The following is a 15,671-nucleotide window of genomic DNA, read 5'->3' on the forward strand; positions in this document are numbered from 1 at the left end:
GTCCTTGTCACTCCTTTTTGGCATTGGGGCGCCCGCCAGCCTGGGCCTGGGCCTGGGCCTTGGCCTGGCTTGGCGCGGGATTGTCGATCTTGGTGATGGTCGGGGACCGCCACGGTCCGGAAATCTGCATCTGGTAAGTGAGCGCCTTCATCACCGGCGCGCGCAGGAACAGCTGCGCCAGGTAGCTGCCGATGCCGACGATCGGGTTGACCGCCAGGCCGTACACCAGCGGACCGGTGCCGAGGTTGAACTCGGGGATCACGACTACCCGCAGGTTGGTGGTCTCGTGGGCGATGTCGGCAGTCCCGTCCATCAGGATGGTCGCCGCCACCCCGTGCATCTTGAGGTTGTCGGTACGCAGCACGCCGCGCTGGATCAGGGCATTGGCGCTGATGCCGTCGAAGGCCAGGCCTTCCGAGAACACGTCGTGGAAGTCGAGCTTGAGCAGGCGCGGCAGGGCCTGCAGGCTGAGCACCCCGAGCAGCTTGGCCGCGCCCGGGTCCTGCTTCAGGAACTGGCCCGATTCGACGTTCATCTCGATCTGGCCCGACAGGCTCGGAATGTCCAGGTCGTAGGGCAGCCCGCTCCAGGAGATATCGCCCGACATTTTGCCCTTGCCGCGGCGCAGGGTCTCGGGGAAGCCGAGGCGGTCGAGCAGCTTGCCGGCATCAATGATGTCGAGCATGAAGTTCAGGCTGGTGTTGCTGCGCCCATCTTTGTACAGCCAGCGCCCGTTAGCCTTCAGCTGGCCGTCCGGGTTGTCGAGGCTGAGGCGGTTGATGCGCCATTCGCGCCCGGCCAGCGCCTGCACATTGCTGGCCTGCAGTTCGAGACGGCCGAGGCGCTTGTTTGCGAGCTGGAACTGTTCGGCCACGATGTCGAGCGAGGGAATGGTGGCGCTGGCGCCGCGGTTCGATTCCAGCAGGTGCTTGACCTCGGCTTCGCTTGACTCCGGAATCACCAGCGAGGCCAGGCGCGCGGTCACCTTGCCGACACCCTGCCCTCCGCCGGTCTCGGCCCATGTCACGTAGCCGCTCGCATGGCGCGAATGCAGGTTGGCCTGCCAGGTATTGGCCAGGTGTGTGGCGCCCAGCACCACGTCGGCCATGCGGCGCTCGCCGATGGTCAGTTCGCCCACCCGGCCGCCGATCAGGGTCGGCATCACGTACTGGGAAAACCCGGCGCCGCTGCTTCCTTCTCCGGCGGTCTCCCCGCCCTCGCCCGCGATCGCCTTGCCGGCCGCGATCCAGCCGTCCGCGTTCAGCGCGCGCATGTTCACGTGGATCATCATGCCGCTGTCCGGCACCGGCGCCGGCACGTTGACGCCGATGCCGCCGCGCAGCACGGTCCAGGGCGCGCGTCCCGTCTTCTCGCGCAGGTAGCGCGCCGCCACGCCCTCGCCCAGCGCGACGCGGATCTCGTCGCGCGCCACGCCGCCCACGGTCGGCTCGCCGGCGAGCACGAAGCGCAGCGGCAGGCTGTCGGCCTCCGGCTTGTTGAGCGGCGCCGGCAGTTCCAGGCCCAGGCCAGCCAGGTTCGATTCGAGGGTGACGGTGCGTCGTCCTTCGCGCACCACCACGCTGCCGGTATACGGCGTGCTGCCCGAGAGGCGCTGCGCCAGCCGTCCCAGCGCCGGCGCCGGCGCGGTGCGGCGCATGCCTTCGGCGTTCAGCGTGCCGTGCAGGCGGATCGCGATGCTGCCGTCCTTCTGGGTGCCGCCGGACAGGCCCAGCGGCCCGCCCAGGAAGCTGGCGCCCACGCCGTTCAGGGCGACGCCGCGTTCCCAGAATTCGATCTTCCCTTCCGCGGCCTGCAATGCCGGCAGTTCCGGGAACAGGCTGATGTCGTTGCCCAGCAGTTGCAGGCTGCCCTGCACCTTCGTCTCGGGCAGGTGTGCCAGCGGCATGCGCAGCCGCAGGCCCAGGCGCGCGTTGCCGCCGGCGCGGGTTTCGTCGGTAAAGTGGCCGATCCATTCCGGCACCGGGCTGGCCGCCACGTAGCGCAGGAATTCCTGCAGCGGCGCGGCGGCGTTGCCGTCGATCTCGAGCATCATCTTCTCGTGCGCGCCCAGGTCGGGGATCACCGCTTTCACGTTGGACAGCGTCACGCCCATGGTGCGCAGGGTGTCGCCGCGGATTTCCATGCGCGCGCGGTCGAATTCGATGCGGCCGTTGATGTTCTCGGCCACCGGCCACTGCGGGGTGCCGTCGGGGTGGCGGTGGCCAGGGGCGTACTCGAGGCGCGCATTCTCGAGGCGGCCGGCGACGTGGAATTCGCCGCGGGCGCGCTCCAGCACATTATTGGCGCGGAAGGGGAAGCCGGCCAGGTCGCCGCGCAGGCGCAGGCGCGCATCGCGCAGGGTGCCGCCCTGCAGCGCGTCGCTCAGCCAGTGGCCCAGGTGCTCGGGGGTGGCCAGCGGCAGGAAGCGCCCGACCGAGCCGATCGCGAAGCCGTCGAGCGTGGCGCTGATGTCGGCCGTGCCCGGCCCGGCCCGGCTGCCGTCCGGCAGCAGGGGCAGGCTATGGCGTCCGGACAGCGAGCCGGACAGCGCCCCCTGCGCGAAGGACAGGTTCTCGAGCTCGACCAGCAGCTGCTTGCCCGGGTCGAAATTCCAGCGCGCCTTCAGGGCGAGCCGGTCGAGCGGCATCGCGCTCTGCGCGAACCAGGCCGGCATGTGCAGGACCAGCGCGGTCGAGTCGACCGTCACGCTGCCGCCGTTCTGGCTGGCGTCGATGCTGCCGCTCAGGTTCTGGAAGCCGGGGGTGGCCGGACGCGGCGGCATGGCCGGCTGGCCGTCCCGTGCCGGCTGGGCCGGGCGCGCCGCCTGCGCATTGATGGCCAGGGCGGCAACAATGCCGCGCAGGCGATAGCTGCGCAGCGCCGGATAGCGCCCTTCCCATTCGGCCGCTACGTCGAGCAGGCGGCCGCGCGGGGCGTAGTCGAGCAGCATCTGGCGCTGCTGGGGCGGCAGCGGCAGGTAGCCGGCCAGGGCGGCGAGCGCGCCGATGTCGAGCTGGCGCGCGCTCAGCTCGCCGTATTCCGGCTTGCCCTGACGGGCCGGGCGCCAGGTCTGTTCGAGCGTGGCGGGCGGCAGCGCGTGGCCGTCGCGGGTGGTGACGGAGAAATCGGTCAGGCTGATGGTGTGGCCGTGGGCGCCGAAGGTCGGCTTGCCTTCGTCCTTTCCCGGCAACATCTCCTCGCGCGCGGCCAGGCGTCCGGAGATGCGCGCCAGCTCGAGCGGCGCCAGGGTCGGGCCCAGGCGCGCGTTGACGTCGGCCAGGGCCAGGTCGGCGGTGAAGCCGGCCACCCTGGCCTGGTCGACGTTCAGCCAGGCGCGCACCGAACCGCGTCCGCTGGCCATCTGGAACGGCAGGTCAATGTGCTGCTTCCAGGCCACCAGGTCGGCGCCGCGCAGGTCGGCATACAGCTCGCCCTTCCAGCGCGCGATGTCCGAGGGACGGGCGCCGAAACGGTGGCGGAAGCGCGCGCGCACGTCGAGCGGCTGGCCGAGCGCGCGCGGCGGAGTGGCGCGCAGCGCGAAGCGGTGGCCGCCGCCGAAGCGGTTCAGCAGCGCCAGGGTCACGTCGGAGAGGGCCAGGGTCGGCCTGCCGCGCAGCTCGTCGGTCCAGTCGACCCGGCCGCCGCGGATCACGATCTCGCGCTGGCGCAGCAGCCAGTCGGCGCCGCGCCCGTCGTCCTTTTTATTGGGGTCGAGCCGCACGCCGGCCACGCTGATGATGCCGTCGCGGCCGCGCCGCACGTCCAGCTGGGGACCGTTTACTTCGAGCGCATGCAGGCGCGGCTCCAGCGCGGCCAGGCTCCACCAGGACAGGGCCGCCGTAACCTTCGGCAGGGCCAGCAGCTGGCGTCCGCCGCGGTCGCTCAGGCGCACGTCGCCGAGCGTCAATACGGGATGAATGCCCTGCCACCCGGCTTCCAGGTGCGCGATGCTGACGCGGTTGCCGAGCGCGCGCCCGGCGGCCGTTTCGATGTCGGCTTTATACAGGTCGATGTTGGGCAGGATGGCGTAGCGCAGCGCCAGGAACAGCAGCGCCAGGCCGAAATACAGCAGCAGCACCAGCTTGATGGCAAACCCGAGGAAATGGTGCGAGGCCAGGTTCGCATAGCGGTAGCACGCGCGCAGCCGATGCCAGCGCACGCGTGCTCCCTCGATCGCTGGCCGGTGAACGGCCGTCGCCTGCGGGTCCTGGTTGTCCATCAAGGTACTCAAAAAGGCTCGCCGTAAATGTAATTCTCTAATAACAGATAGTTGCAACAGCCGCGGCGTCTACCTTACCATCGTGCTGACCTCTAGGCTCCCAGCAGCACGGCGGGCAATTCTACCGCACGAATGCCTGCCGGACGGCAAAAACCCACACCGGAACGACACCATGCACCCAGCTTCGCCGTCCGTACCTTCCCGCTTCCTCCAGCGCTGGCTCGGCGCCGACCCCGCCCGCCCCGCCCTGCTCGACGAGGCCTGCCGATTATCCCTGTCCAGCGTCGACTTGGGCGCCTTGTTGGCGCGCGAGCTCGACGCTGGCCTGCCCCTGCCGCGGGCCATGCGGCGCCTGCGCAACCTGCTCGTATGCGGCCTCATCCGGCGCGACCTGGATGGCCTGGCCGACCTGGACGAGGTGGTCACCGCCATGACCCGCTTTGCGGACTTCGCCATCCGCACCCACACCGAGGCCCTGGGCGCGGAACTGGTCGCGGCCCACGGCATGCCGCTAGGGGAGGAATCCGGCCGCCCCCAGCAGCTCATGGTGCTGTCCATGGGCAAGGGCGGCGGCGGCGAGCTGAACGTTTCTTCCGACATCGACCTGATCTTCGTGTACCCCGAGGACGGCGAGACCGCTGCCGGCCCCGGCCAGCGCCAGCTGTCCAACCACGAATTCTTCGTGCGCCTCGGCCGCCGCCTGATTGCCGCCCTGTCGGAAATCATCGAGGACGGTTTCACCTTCCGCGTCGACATGGCGCTGCGGCCCAACGGCAATTCGGGCCCGCTGGCGGCCAGCCTGGCGATGGTCGAGGAATACCTCATTGTGCAGGGCCGGGAATGGGAGCGTTATGCCTGGGTCAAGGCGCGCGCGGTCACCGGCGACGCGGAGGACATCGCGGCGCTGGACGCGATCGTGCGTCCCTTCGTGTTCCGGCGCTACCTCGACTTCGGCGTGATCGATGCGATCCGCAACATGCACGCCCAGATCCGCGCCGAGGTCAAGCGCCAGGAGCGCCTGCACCCCGAGCGCAGCCACAACGTCAAGCTGGGCCGCGGCGGAATCCGCGAGATCGAGTTCCTGGCCCAGGTCTTCCAGCTGATCCGCGGCGGGCGCGACCCGGCGCTGCGCGAGCGCTCCACCCGCGCTACCTTGCGCCTGCTGGCCGAGCGCGAGCTGCTGCCCCAGGACACGGTGACGCGCCTGCTCGAGGCCTATGCTTTTCTGCGCAACCTGGAACACCGCCTGCAGTACCTGGACGACGCCCAGACCCACACCCTGCCGGCCAACGAGGAAGACCGCCTGACGGTGGCGCAGATGATGGGCCTGCCCGACGTGGCGACCCTGCTGGCGCGGATGGAGGAGCAGCGTACGTACGTGGCCGCCCAGTTCGACGCGATCTTCGCAGACAAGGCCGAGCCCGCCGATTCCGAGACCACGCTTCTCGCCGACGACCCGGAAAACCGCGACGCGATCGCGTCCCGCCTGCTCGAGCTCGGCTACGACGACCCGCCCGGTGCGGCGGCGCGCCTGGTCGCCACGCTGCAGGGGCCGCGCCTGAGCAGCCTGCCGGAAGCGAGCCGCGCCAGGCTGCTGGCGCTGGGCGACGCCGCCCTCGGCCAGATCGCCACCGTGGTGCGCGAGGCCGGGGTCGGCAGCCACGCCGCCACGCTCGGGCGCCTGCTCGACTTTTTCGAAGCCATCGCACGCCGTTCGGCCTACCTGGCGCTGCTGACCGAATACCCGCACACGCTCGAGCGCGTGATCCGGATGATGAATGCCAGCGGCTGGGCCGCCACCTTCCTGACCCAGCACCCGATCCTGCTCGACGAACTGCTGGACGACCGCAACGAGGGCGCCGGCGACATGGGCCAGCTGGCGGCCAGCCTCGACGAGCAGTTGAACGCCGCCGCCGGCGACACCGAGCGCCAGCTCGACATCCTGCGCGAAGCCCACCATGCCCAGCTGTTCCGGCTGCTGGCCCTGGACCTGGCCGGCGAGCTCTCGGTCGAGCGCCTGGCCGACCACCTGTCCCTGCTGGCCGACACCATCGTCGGCGCCACCATCCGCCACGCCTGGCGCGCGATCGCCAGCCGCCACCGCGAGGAGCCGCGCTTCGCCGTCATCGCCTACGGCAAGCTGGGCGGCAAGGAGCTCGGCTACGTGTCCGACCTCGACGTCATCTTCCTGTTCGACGACGAGGACGACATGGCGCCGTCCAACTACGCCAAGCTGGCGCAGCGCTTCATCACCTGGAACACGGCCCATACGGCCGCCGGCATCCTGTTCGACATCGACACCGCGCTGCGCCCGGACGGCGCCAGCGGCATGCTGGTGTCCACCGTGGCCGCCTTCGAGCGCTACCAGCACGAATCGGCCTGGATCTGGGAACACCAGGCCCTGACCCGGGCCCGCTTCTGCGCCGGCGACGCCGCCATCGGCGCCCGCTTCGAACGCATCCGCGACGCGGTGCTGCGCAAGGACCGCAGCGGCCAGGAGCAGCAGCTCAAGGACGAGGTGCGCGCGATGCGCAGGCGCATGCGCGACGCCAACGTCAATCCAGGCGCCCTGTTCGACCTCAAGCAGGACGAAGGGGGGATGATCGACATCGAGTTCATCGTCCAGTACCTGGTGCTGCGTCATGCCTCCCAGTATCCGCAATTGACGGCGAATGCCGGCAACATCGCACTGTTGCGCTTATCTGCCGAGCTCGGCCTGATCGACGCCGGCCTGGCGCAGTCCGTGGCCGACGCCTACCGCGCGATGCGGCGCCTGCAGCACCAGGTGCGCCTGCAGGGCCAGGAAAAGGCCCGTGTCGATCCGCAACTGCTGGGCGGCCACCCCGATGCGGTGCGGCGCCTATGGCAGATCTGTTTCGGCGAATAATTACCCTCTCGCATGCCTGCGCCAGACTGGTGCGGGCGCTCCATTCCCATGCAAATTTACCCGCGGCGCACAGACTTTGTGCGCCGTTTTTCTATTGACTTTCGGGTCAGAAATTTACATGGAGTAATTGTTGTTTTTTGTCCAGTTTTGACCTCCTCGTATATTGACATTGATCAACATGCAATGCTCTGATACAGATGTGTATGCACAGAGGCATTGCTGCTTACCCGTGGTATGCCGGGCCGCACAAGTTGCAACTTTTGAAAACATAAATCGCGTTTCGTCCAAAACGCAAAGATGGAGAACACATGCAACAACGAACCAAGATCGCGCTGGCAGTCGCCGTCGCCCTCCAGTCCATGGTTTCCGTAGCGCAGGCTCAAGAGGTCCTGCAGCGCGTGGAAGTCACTGGCTCGCGCATTCGCCAGGTGGACCTGGAAACCGCACAGCCGGTCCAAGTGATGACTCAGGAACAGATTCAGAAGACCGGCCTGGTCACCGTCGGCGACGTCATCAACAACATGTCGTCGGCCGGCTCCCCTGCGTTCAGCAAGGGCGGCGCCCTGACCTCGAACCGCGAGAACGGCGGCCAGTATGCCAACCTGCGCAACCTGGGCGGCCAGCGTCTGCTGGTGCTGGTCAACGGCAAGCGCTGGAGCCAGTCGGTGGCGGGCTTCACCGACCTGTCGACCATTCCATCCTCGATGATCGAGCGCATGGAAATCCTGAAGGATGGCGCTTCCTCGATCTATGGTTCCGACGCGATCGCAGGCGTGATCAACATCATCCTGAAGAAGTCGATGGAAGGCGGCCAGCTGAGCCTGTACACCGGCCGCAACGAAAGCGTCGCCGATGGCCGCAACAAGGACTTCTCGCTGAGCTACGGCGCGGGCAACGAGAAAGCTTCGCTGATGTTCGGCCTGTCGCACACGGAAGCCGGCGCGGTCTGGTCGCGCGATCGTGAATTCACTTCCTATTCGCGCACCTCCGAGTTCCCGCTCGAAAACCTCGGTTCGGGCCCCTGGGGCCGTATCCGCCAGGTCAGCGCCAGCGGCGGCGCCACCGGCTTCGACAAAGTCCTGAACCACACCGGCGACCAGCAGAACCCGGGCCTTGGCCAGGATTCGCGCAACCCGGCCAACTACCACGACGTCGTGGCCGGCAGCCCGGTCCCGGCCGACCTGTACAACACTACCCAGCAGATGGTGTTCGCGATGCCGTCGAAGCTCACCACCATCTTCACCAAAGGTGAGATGGCGCTGCCGTACGACATGCGTCTGACGACCACGGCCATGTACGCCCAGCGCAAGGGCGTATCGACCACCGCCGGCTATCCGCTGTCGACGACCTCGCAGAGCAAATATCCGGTCTACATCGACAAGGACAGCTACTACAATCCGTACGGCAACCAAGTGGCTGGCGCCGGCAAGGGCCAGGACCTGTTCTTCTTCCGCCGCACCATCGAAGTGCCGCGCGTGACCGAGAACAACAACCGTACCCTGCACATCGATGCCACCCTCGAAGGCAGCTTCGAACTGCGCAGCCTGCCATGGAACTGGAGCACGGGCTACAACTACAGCAAGGTCGACGGCAACTCGGTGGCAACCGGCAACCTCAACCTGCTGAACCTGAAGCGCGCCCTTGGCCCATCCTTCCGCAACGCCTCCGGCGTGGTCCAGTGCGGCACGCCGACCTCACCGGTTCCGCTGGCCGACTGCGTCCCATGGGACATCCTGGGTGGCCCGACGGCCTCCAACCCGCAGGTGTTGAACTACGTGATGTCGACCGGCGGCTATGAGTTCGGCAGCACGGTCGAAAGCGCCACCGCCGACCTGAGCGGCGAGCTGTTCCAGCTGCCGGCCGGTGCTCTTGGCATCGCAGGCGGTATCGAATACCGGACCGTGCGCGGCAAAGACCTGCCGAGCCAGTTCCAGCGCTCGGGCTATTCGACCGACCTGGCCGGCAATCCGACCACCGGCCGCTACACCGTACGCGAGGCCTACGCCGAGCTGAACATCCCGATCCTGAAGAACCTGCCACTCGTCGAATCCCTGTCGGCCAACCTGGCGACCCGCTATTCGGACTACAGCAACTTCGGCTCGGCCAACAACAGCAAGGCCAGCTTCACCTACCGTCCGACCAAGGACCTGCTGTTCCGCGGCACCTGGGCCGAGGGCTTCCGCGCCCCGACCGTGGGCGATACCTTCGGCGGCGGCCAGCAAGCCTTCGACACCTACCTGGATCCGTGCGACACCGTGTACGGCGAAGCCGCACGCACCCCGGCCGTTCTGGCACGCTGCAACAGCGGCTTCGGCGGCATCATCGGCACCGCAGCGGGCTTCCGCCAGCGCGGCCAGACCGGCACGCCGATCACGTCGAGCGGCGGTGTGCAGACCGCCTACCCGTTCAACGCAGGCGGCGGCAATGCCTTCCTGCAGCCGGAAACCGCAACGACCCGCACGCTGGGTACCGTGTTCAATCCAGCTTTCCTGCCGGGCTTCTCGGCATCGGTTGACTGGTACAGCATCAAGATCGACAACCGTATCACGGGCGTGTCCGCGAACTTCATCCTGGGCGAGTGCTACACCCGTGGCCTGGCTGACTTCTGCTCCAGCATCAAGCGGGACCCGGCCACCGGCTCGATTATCGACCTGTCGCGCGGCAATGCCAACCTGGGCCAGATCAAGACCGAAGGCGTCGACGTCGAACTGCGCTACCGCCTGCCGCGCTTCTCGTGGGGTCAGGTCAACCTGCGCAGCGAAACCACCTACCTGGACGAATACTCGACCAAGAGCTCGGCAACGGCGCAATGGATCGACTTCTCGGGCGAGTATGACCTGCACCGCTGGAAGTCGAACTTCACCGCCGACTGGTCGCTGGGCAGCTGGAGCGCTACCTGGGGTGTTCGCTACATGAGCTCGGTGCTGGACCAGTGCCTGAACATCCCGCGCGGCTGGCAGTGCAACGAGCCGGGCACCTTCCGTCCGGGCGCAACCTCGCCTGGCGCGAACCGTCTGAGCTCGCTGGTGTTCAATGACATCAGTGTCGGTTACAAGTTCGCATGGAACGGCGACGTCCGCGTCGGCGTGAACAACGCCTTCGACAAGAAGCCACGCTTCACCGTGTTGGGTGCTGCATCGTCGACCTTCGTCGATGCCGACCTGCCGATCGACCGCTTCTTCTACGTGCGCTACAACCAGGCATTCTGATCGCATAGTTAGCGGTACCAGCGCAATTTAATTGCGCAGCAAGCCCGCCCGGCGCAAGCCGGGCGGGCTTTTTTGCATTTGAACAAGCGATATGCCCATGTCAATAGTTAAGTCAATCGTGTGCGTAAGTACACAATTTAGCAACAATTGAGGGTTTAACAACCCGGATTCCGTTGACAGTGATGCATATCGAATGCTTTGATTGCTGACTTGAAAGTAATTCCAGTTAAAACATTGACTACTTTCAGGTGGTCGATAGACCTTCCCGGTGGCTTTGCTGCAAAACGGCATGGCTGCGTTTTCACCCAAGGAGTTTGGCAACATGATGGAAAAAATCTTGTCCCAGTCGATCCGCGCGATCTGCCTGGGCGGCATGACCCTCGGCATGACCGCTGCGATCGCACAGGAAACTGCGCAGACGCAAGCCCCAGCGCGCGTTGAAGTGACTGGTTCCCGCATCCGCCAGGTTGACCTGGAAACGGCACAGCCGGTCCAGATCCTGAACCAGGAACAGATTCAGAAAACCGGCCTGGTCACCGTCGGCGACATCCTGAACAACCTGTCGTCGGCCGGCGCGCCTGACTTCAGCCGCAGCGCCTCGCTGACCTCGAACACGGAACAGGGCGGCCAGTACGTCAGCCTGCGCAACCTGGGCTCGAACCGCCTGCTGGTGCTGGTAGACGGCAAGCGCTGGACCCAGACCGTTGCCGGCTACACCGACCTGTCGACCATCCCGTCGGCCATGATCGAGCGCATGGAAATCCTGAAGGATGGCGCTTCGTCGATCTACGGCTCGGACGCGATCGCAGGCGTGGTGAACATCATCCTGAAGAAGAACATGGAAGGCGGCCAGCTGAACCTGTACACCGGCGCCTACGATGAAGGCGACGGCCGTAACAAGGACTTCTCGCTGACCTACGGCGCCGGCAGCGACAAGGCGTCGCTGATGTTCGGCCTGTCGCACACCGAGCAGGGCCGCGTCAACCCGATGACCCGCGAGATCACCTCGAGTTCCTACGGCCCGGGCCACTTCGGCGACGGCTTCGGCGCTTCGCCATGGGGCCGTATCACCCCGGTCAGCGCATCGGGCGGCTCGAACACCAGCGCGGCCAACGGCGGCTTCAACCGCATCCTGAACCATACCGGCAACTGGGACGGCAAGGGTGTCGGCGCCAACTCGCGCGACCCGAACAGCTACCACGCCTACACCGGCGTCAACGAGGACAAGTACAACTCGACGCAGGACATGGACCTGCTGTCGCCGAACAAGCTCGACACCCTGTTCATCAAGGGCGAGATCGCGCTGCCGAAAGACATGCGCTTCAAGACCACCGCGATGTACTCGCAGCGCGAATCGACCCGCCAGATCGCCGGCTACCCGCTGCAGTCGACCAGCCAGGCCAAGTACCCGGTCTACATCGACAAGGACAGCTACTACAACCCGTACGGCAACCAGGTACAAGGCGCCGGCCGTGGCCAGGACCTGTTCTTCGCCCGCCGCACCATCGAGCTGCCGCGCCTGACCGAGAACGAAAACCGCACCCTGCACATCGACGCGACCCTGGAAGGCGAATTCAACTTCCGTGACACCGCCTGGAACTGGGACATCGGCTACAACCACAACAAGGTCTCGGGCACCTCGCGCGACAGCGGCAACATCAACCTGCTGACCCTGAAGCGCGCCCTCGGCCCGTCGTTCATGAACGCCTCGGGCGTGGTCCAGTGCGGCACCCCGACCTCGCCGGTCCCGCTGGCTGACTGCGTGCCTTGGGATATCCTGGGCGGCCCGTCGGCATCGACCCCGCAGGCTCTGGCCTACGTGAACACCTCGGGCGCCAAGACCTACGGCTCGACCATCAACAGCGCCACCGCCAACATCGGCGGCGAAATCTGGCAGCTGCCGGCCGGCGCCCTGGGCGTGGCAGTCGGCGTCGAGCACCGCGAAGTCAAGGGCTCGGACGTGCCTGACCAGTTCTCGCAGTCGGGCTACTCGACCAACCTGTCGGGCCTGCCGACCTACGGCCGTTACACCGTGCGCGAAGCCTATGCTGAAGTGAACATCCCGGTGTTCAAGGCCCAGCCTTTCGCTGATCTGCTGAGCTTCAACCTGGCCACCCGCCACTCGGACTACAGCAACTTCGGCGTGACCAACAACAGCAAGGCCAGCTTCATGTACAAGCCGGTCAAGGACCTGCTGTTCCGCGGTACCTGGGCGGAAGGCTTCCGTGCACCGACCCTGGACGACCTGTCGGGCGGCGGTTCGCAGTCCTTCGACACCTTCCTGGATCCGTGCGACACCAGCTTCGGCGAAGCCGCGCGTAACTCGGCAGTGGCAGCGCGTTGCACCAGCGGCTTCGCCGGCGTGCGCGCCACCCCGGCCGGCTTCCGTCAGCTGCGCCAGGCAGGCACCCCGATCACCAGCTCGGGTGGCGATCAGTCGCTGGTCGCATTCGCTTCGGGCGCAGGCAACGCGTTCCTGACCCCGGAAACCGCCGTCACCAAGACCGCCGGCTTCGTGTACAGCCCGTCGTTCCTGAGCGGCTTCAGCGTGGGCCTGGACTGGTACAACATCAAGGTCGCCAACCGCATCACCGCGATCGGCGCTTCCTACGTGGCCAACCAGTGCTACATCCAGGGCGACGCCAACTACTGCAGCGTGATCCAGCGTGACCCGGTCACCGGCCAGATCAACCAGCTGTCGCGCGGCAACGCCAACTTGGGCCAGATGGAAACCGAAGGCCTGGACCTGGCGATCAACTATCGCTTCCCGCGTACCGCCTACGGCCAGTTCGGCCTGCGCAGCGAAACCTCGTACACCGACAAGTTCCGCACCCGCAGCAGCTCGGCCAACGAGTGGAACGAATACGCCGGCGACTACTTCTACAACCGCGTGAAGTCGAACAACTCGATCGACTGGGCAATGGGCAACTGGAGCGCCACCTGGGGCTTCCGTTACTTCAGCCCGGTCAAGGACCAGTGCTTCACCCCGACCGTCGAGTGCAACATGCCTAACGTCGAAACCGCTTCGTTCGGCACCGGCGCCAACAAGCTGGGCTCGGTCACCATCCATGACCTGAGCATCGGCTACAAGACCGCATGGAACGGCCGCATCCTGCTGGGCGCGAACAACGTCTTCGACAAGAAGCCGCGCATCGCCTACAGCACCCAGGCTAGCGGCGCTTCGGTCGACGTCGACCAGCTGCTGGACCGCTTCATCTACGTCCGTTACACCCAGAACTTCTAATGGTGTAGCGCGCGGAACCCGCAAGGGTTCCTGTGACGACAATGCCCGCCAGGCTAGCCTGGCGGGCATTTTTCATTCGCCGCAGGTATCATGGCGGATTGCGCAGAAAACGAAGACCCCCATGGCAATCAAACTCAAGAACGACAAGGACATCGCCAAGATGCGCGTGTCCGGCCGCCTCGCCGCCGAGGTGCTGGCGATGATCAAGGAATACGTGGTGCCCGGCGTCTCCACCGAGGAGCTCGACCGCCGCTGCCACGAGTACATCCGCAAGGTGCAGAAGGCGACCCCGGCCAACGTCGGCTACCACGGCTTTCCCAAGACCCTGTGCACCTCGGTGAATGGCGTGGTCTGCCACGGCATCCCGAGCGAGAAGGAAGTATTGAAGGACGGCGACATCGTCAACATCGACGTCACCGTGATCAAGGACGGCTGGCACGGCGACACCAGCCGCATGTACTTCGTGGGCGAGCCCGCCCCGCAGGCGAAGAAGCTGGTCGACACCACCTACCAGGCCATGATGGCCGGCATCCGCAAGGTGGCTCCGGGCGCGCGCCTGGGCGACGTCGGCCATGCGATCCAGAAGCTGGCCGAAGGCGCGGGCTTCTCGGTAGTGCGCGAATACTGCGGCCACGGCATCGGCCGCGTCTACCACGAGGAGCCGCAGGTGCTGCACTACGGCCGCCCGAACACCGGCCTCTTGCTCAAGGAAGGCATGACCTTCACCGTCGAGCCGATGATCAACCTGGGCGGCGCCGACGTCGACCAGCTCGAGGACGGCTGGACCGTGGTCACGGCGGACGGCTCGCTGTCGGCGCAGTGGGAACACATGGTGGTGGTGACGAAGAACGGCTTCGAGATCCTGACGCCCTGGCCGGACGCCTGAACACCACGACCGGGGTCAGGTCTGACATCTGGACACGGGCTGAGCAGTACGATCGCGTAACACTCGAGTTCGTGTCCGAATGTCAGACCTGACCCCCATGAAAAAAACCGGCCGAGGCCGGTTTTTTTTCGTGCTGCTGCGCCAGGAATTACTTGGCGTTCATCAGGGCGACGGTGGTGTCCAGCATGCGGTTCGAGAAGCCCCACTCGTTGTCGTACCAGGACGAGACCTTCACCAGGCGGCCCGACACTTTGGTGAGCGTGGCGTCGAAGTTCGACGATGCCGGGTTGTGGTTGAAGTCCACCGAGACCAGCGGGTCGGTGTTGTAGGTCAGGATGCCCTTCAGGGCGCCTTCCGACGCCGACTTCATGATCTGGTTGACTTCATCGACGGTGGTGTCGCGCTTGGCGATGAAGGACAGGTCGACGATCGACACGTTGATGGTCGGCACGCGGATCGCGAAGCCGTCCAGCTTGCCGTTCAGTTCCGGCAACACCAGGCCGACCGCGGCGGCGGCGCCGGTCTTGGTCGGGATCATCGACTGGGTGGCCGAACGGGCGCGGCGCAGGTCTTCGTGCATCACGTCGGTCAGCACCTGGTCGTTGGTGTAGGCGTGCACGGTGGTCATCAGGCCGGTTTCCAGGCCGATGGCGTCGTGCAGCGGCTTGACCAGCGGGGCCAGGCAGTTGGTGGTGCAGGAAGCGTTCGAGATCACGGTGTCGGTCGACTTCAGCACGTCCTGGTTCACACCGAAGACGATGGTGGCGTCGACATCCTTGCCGCCCGGCGCCGAGATGATGACCTTCTTGGCGCCGCCCTTCAGGTGGGCCGAGGCCTTTTCCTTGGTGGTGAAGAAGCCGGTGCACTCGAGCACCACGTCCACGCCCAGCTCGCCCCATGGGATCTCGGCCGGGTTACGCTGCGCGAACACGCGGATCTTGTCGCCGTTGACGATCATGTTGTCGCCTTCGACGGTGACGGTGCCCGGGAACTTGCCGTGCGCGGTGTCGTAGCGGGTCAGGTGGGCATTCGATTCGGCGTTGCCGAGGTCGTTGATCGCCACGATCTGGATGTCTTGCTTCTTGCCGCCTTCATAGAAGGCGCGCAGGATGTTGCGGCCGATGCGGCCATAACCGTTGATTGCAACTTTGATCGTCATTGCTTAGCTCCTGATTATAGAAAAAAAACTTTTCGTACCGCAGATAGGGCAGATAGCAAGCGGGCCG

The 15,671-nt window shown here is 66.1% G+C and carries 6 protein-coding genes; 4 read left to right on the forward strand and 2 right to left on the reverse strand.

The window, feature by feature from the left end:
- Positions 1-7: 7 nt before the first annotated feature.
- Positions 8-4,219 carry a YhdP family protein gene (locus ACK6C6_RS22145; protein ID WP_409269325.1) on the reverse strand — a complete coding sequence of 1,404 codons (4,212 nt, stop codon included), beginning with the start codon at positions 4,217-4,219 and terminating at the stop codon, positions 8-10.
- Positions 4,220-4,391: 172 nt separating this feature from the next.
- Here ACK6C6_RS22145 and glnE point away from each other — a divergent pair, with 172 nt between their 5' ends.
- The 4 genes from glnE to map all read left to right on the forward strand — a co-directional run bounded on the left by glnE (position 4,392) and on the right by map (position 14,445).
- Positions 4,392-7,106, forward strand: a complete 2,715-nt coding sequence (gene glnE / locus ACK6C6_RS22150) for a bifunctional [glutamate--ammonia ligase]-adenylyl-L-tyrosine phosphorylase/[glutamate--ammonia-ligase] adenylyltransferase (RefSeq protein WP_409269326.1) — start codon at positions 4,392-4,394, stop codon at positions 7,104-7,106.
- A 308-nt stretch (positions 7,107-7,414) separates the two neighbouring features.
- A complete protein-coding gene (locus tag ACK6C6_RS22155; RefSeq protein ID WP_409269328.1) occupies positions 7,415-10,315 on the forward strand; it encodes a TonB-dependent receptor domain-containing protein in 2,901 nt (966 codons plus the stop codon).
- 322 nt (positions 10,316-10,637) lie between these two features.
- On the forward strand, positions 10,638-13,559 hold the full coding sequence (locus ACK6C6_RS22160) for a TonB-dependent receptor domain-containing protein (protein WP_409269329.1): 2,922 nt from the start codon (positions 10,638-10,640) through the stop codon (positions 13,557-13,559).
- A gap of 121 nt (positions 13,560-13,680) precedes the next feature.
- Entirely contained in the window at positions 13,681-14,445 is a 765-nt protein-coding gene (gene map, locus ACK6C6_RS22165; protein WP_209588017.1) for a type I methionyl aminopeptidase, read from the forward strand.
- A gap of 148 nt (positions 14,446-14,593) precedes the next feature.
- On the opposite strand, the gene gap is transcribed toward map, so the two are convergent.
- Positions 14,594-15,604: a type I glyceraldehyde-3-phosphate dehydrogenase gene (gene gap / locus ACK6C6_RS22170; protein ID WP_027866900.1), complete on the reverse strand. Its 1,011-nt coding sequence runs from the start codon at positions 15,602-15,604 to the stop codon at positions 14,594-14,596.
- Positions 15,605-15,671 lie beyond the last annotated feature (67 nt).

It is taken from the genome of Massilia sp. BHUDP2, assembly GCF_046236355.1.
Classification (GTDB): Bacteria; Pseudomonadota; Gammaproteobacteria; order Burkholderiales; family Burkholderiaceae_D; genus Telluria; species Telluria varians.

Coding starts and splice junctions, on each gene's coding strand:
- map (WP_209588017.1), top strand. CDS start 13,681: ATGGCAATCAAACTCAAGAACGACAAGGACATCGCCAAGATGCGCGTG.
- ACK6C6_RS22145 (WP_409269325.1), bottom strand. CDS start 4,219: ATGGACAACCAGGACCCGCAGGCGACGGCCGTTCACCGGCCAGCGATC.
- ACK6C6_RS22160 (WP_409269329.1), top strand. CDS start 10,638: ATGATGGAAAAAATCTTGTCCCAGTCGATCCGCGCGATCTGCCTGGGC.
- ACK6C6_RS22155 (WP_409269328.1), top strand. CDS start 7,415: ATGCAACAACGAACCAAGATCGCGCTGGCAGTCGCCGTCGCCCTCCAG.
- gap (WP_027866900.1), bottom strand. CDS start 15,604: ATGACGATCAAAGTTGCAATCAACGGTTATGGCCGCATCGGCCGCAAC.
- glnE (WP_409269326.1), top strand. CDS start 4,392: ATGCACCCAGCTTCGCCGTCCGTACCTTCCCGCTTCCTCCAGCGCTGG.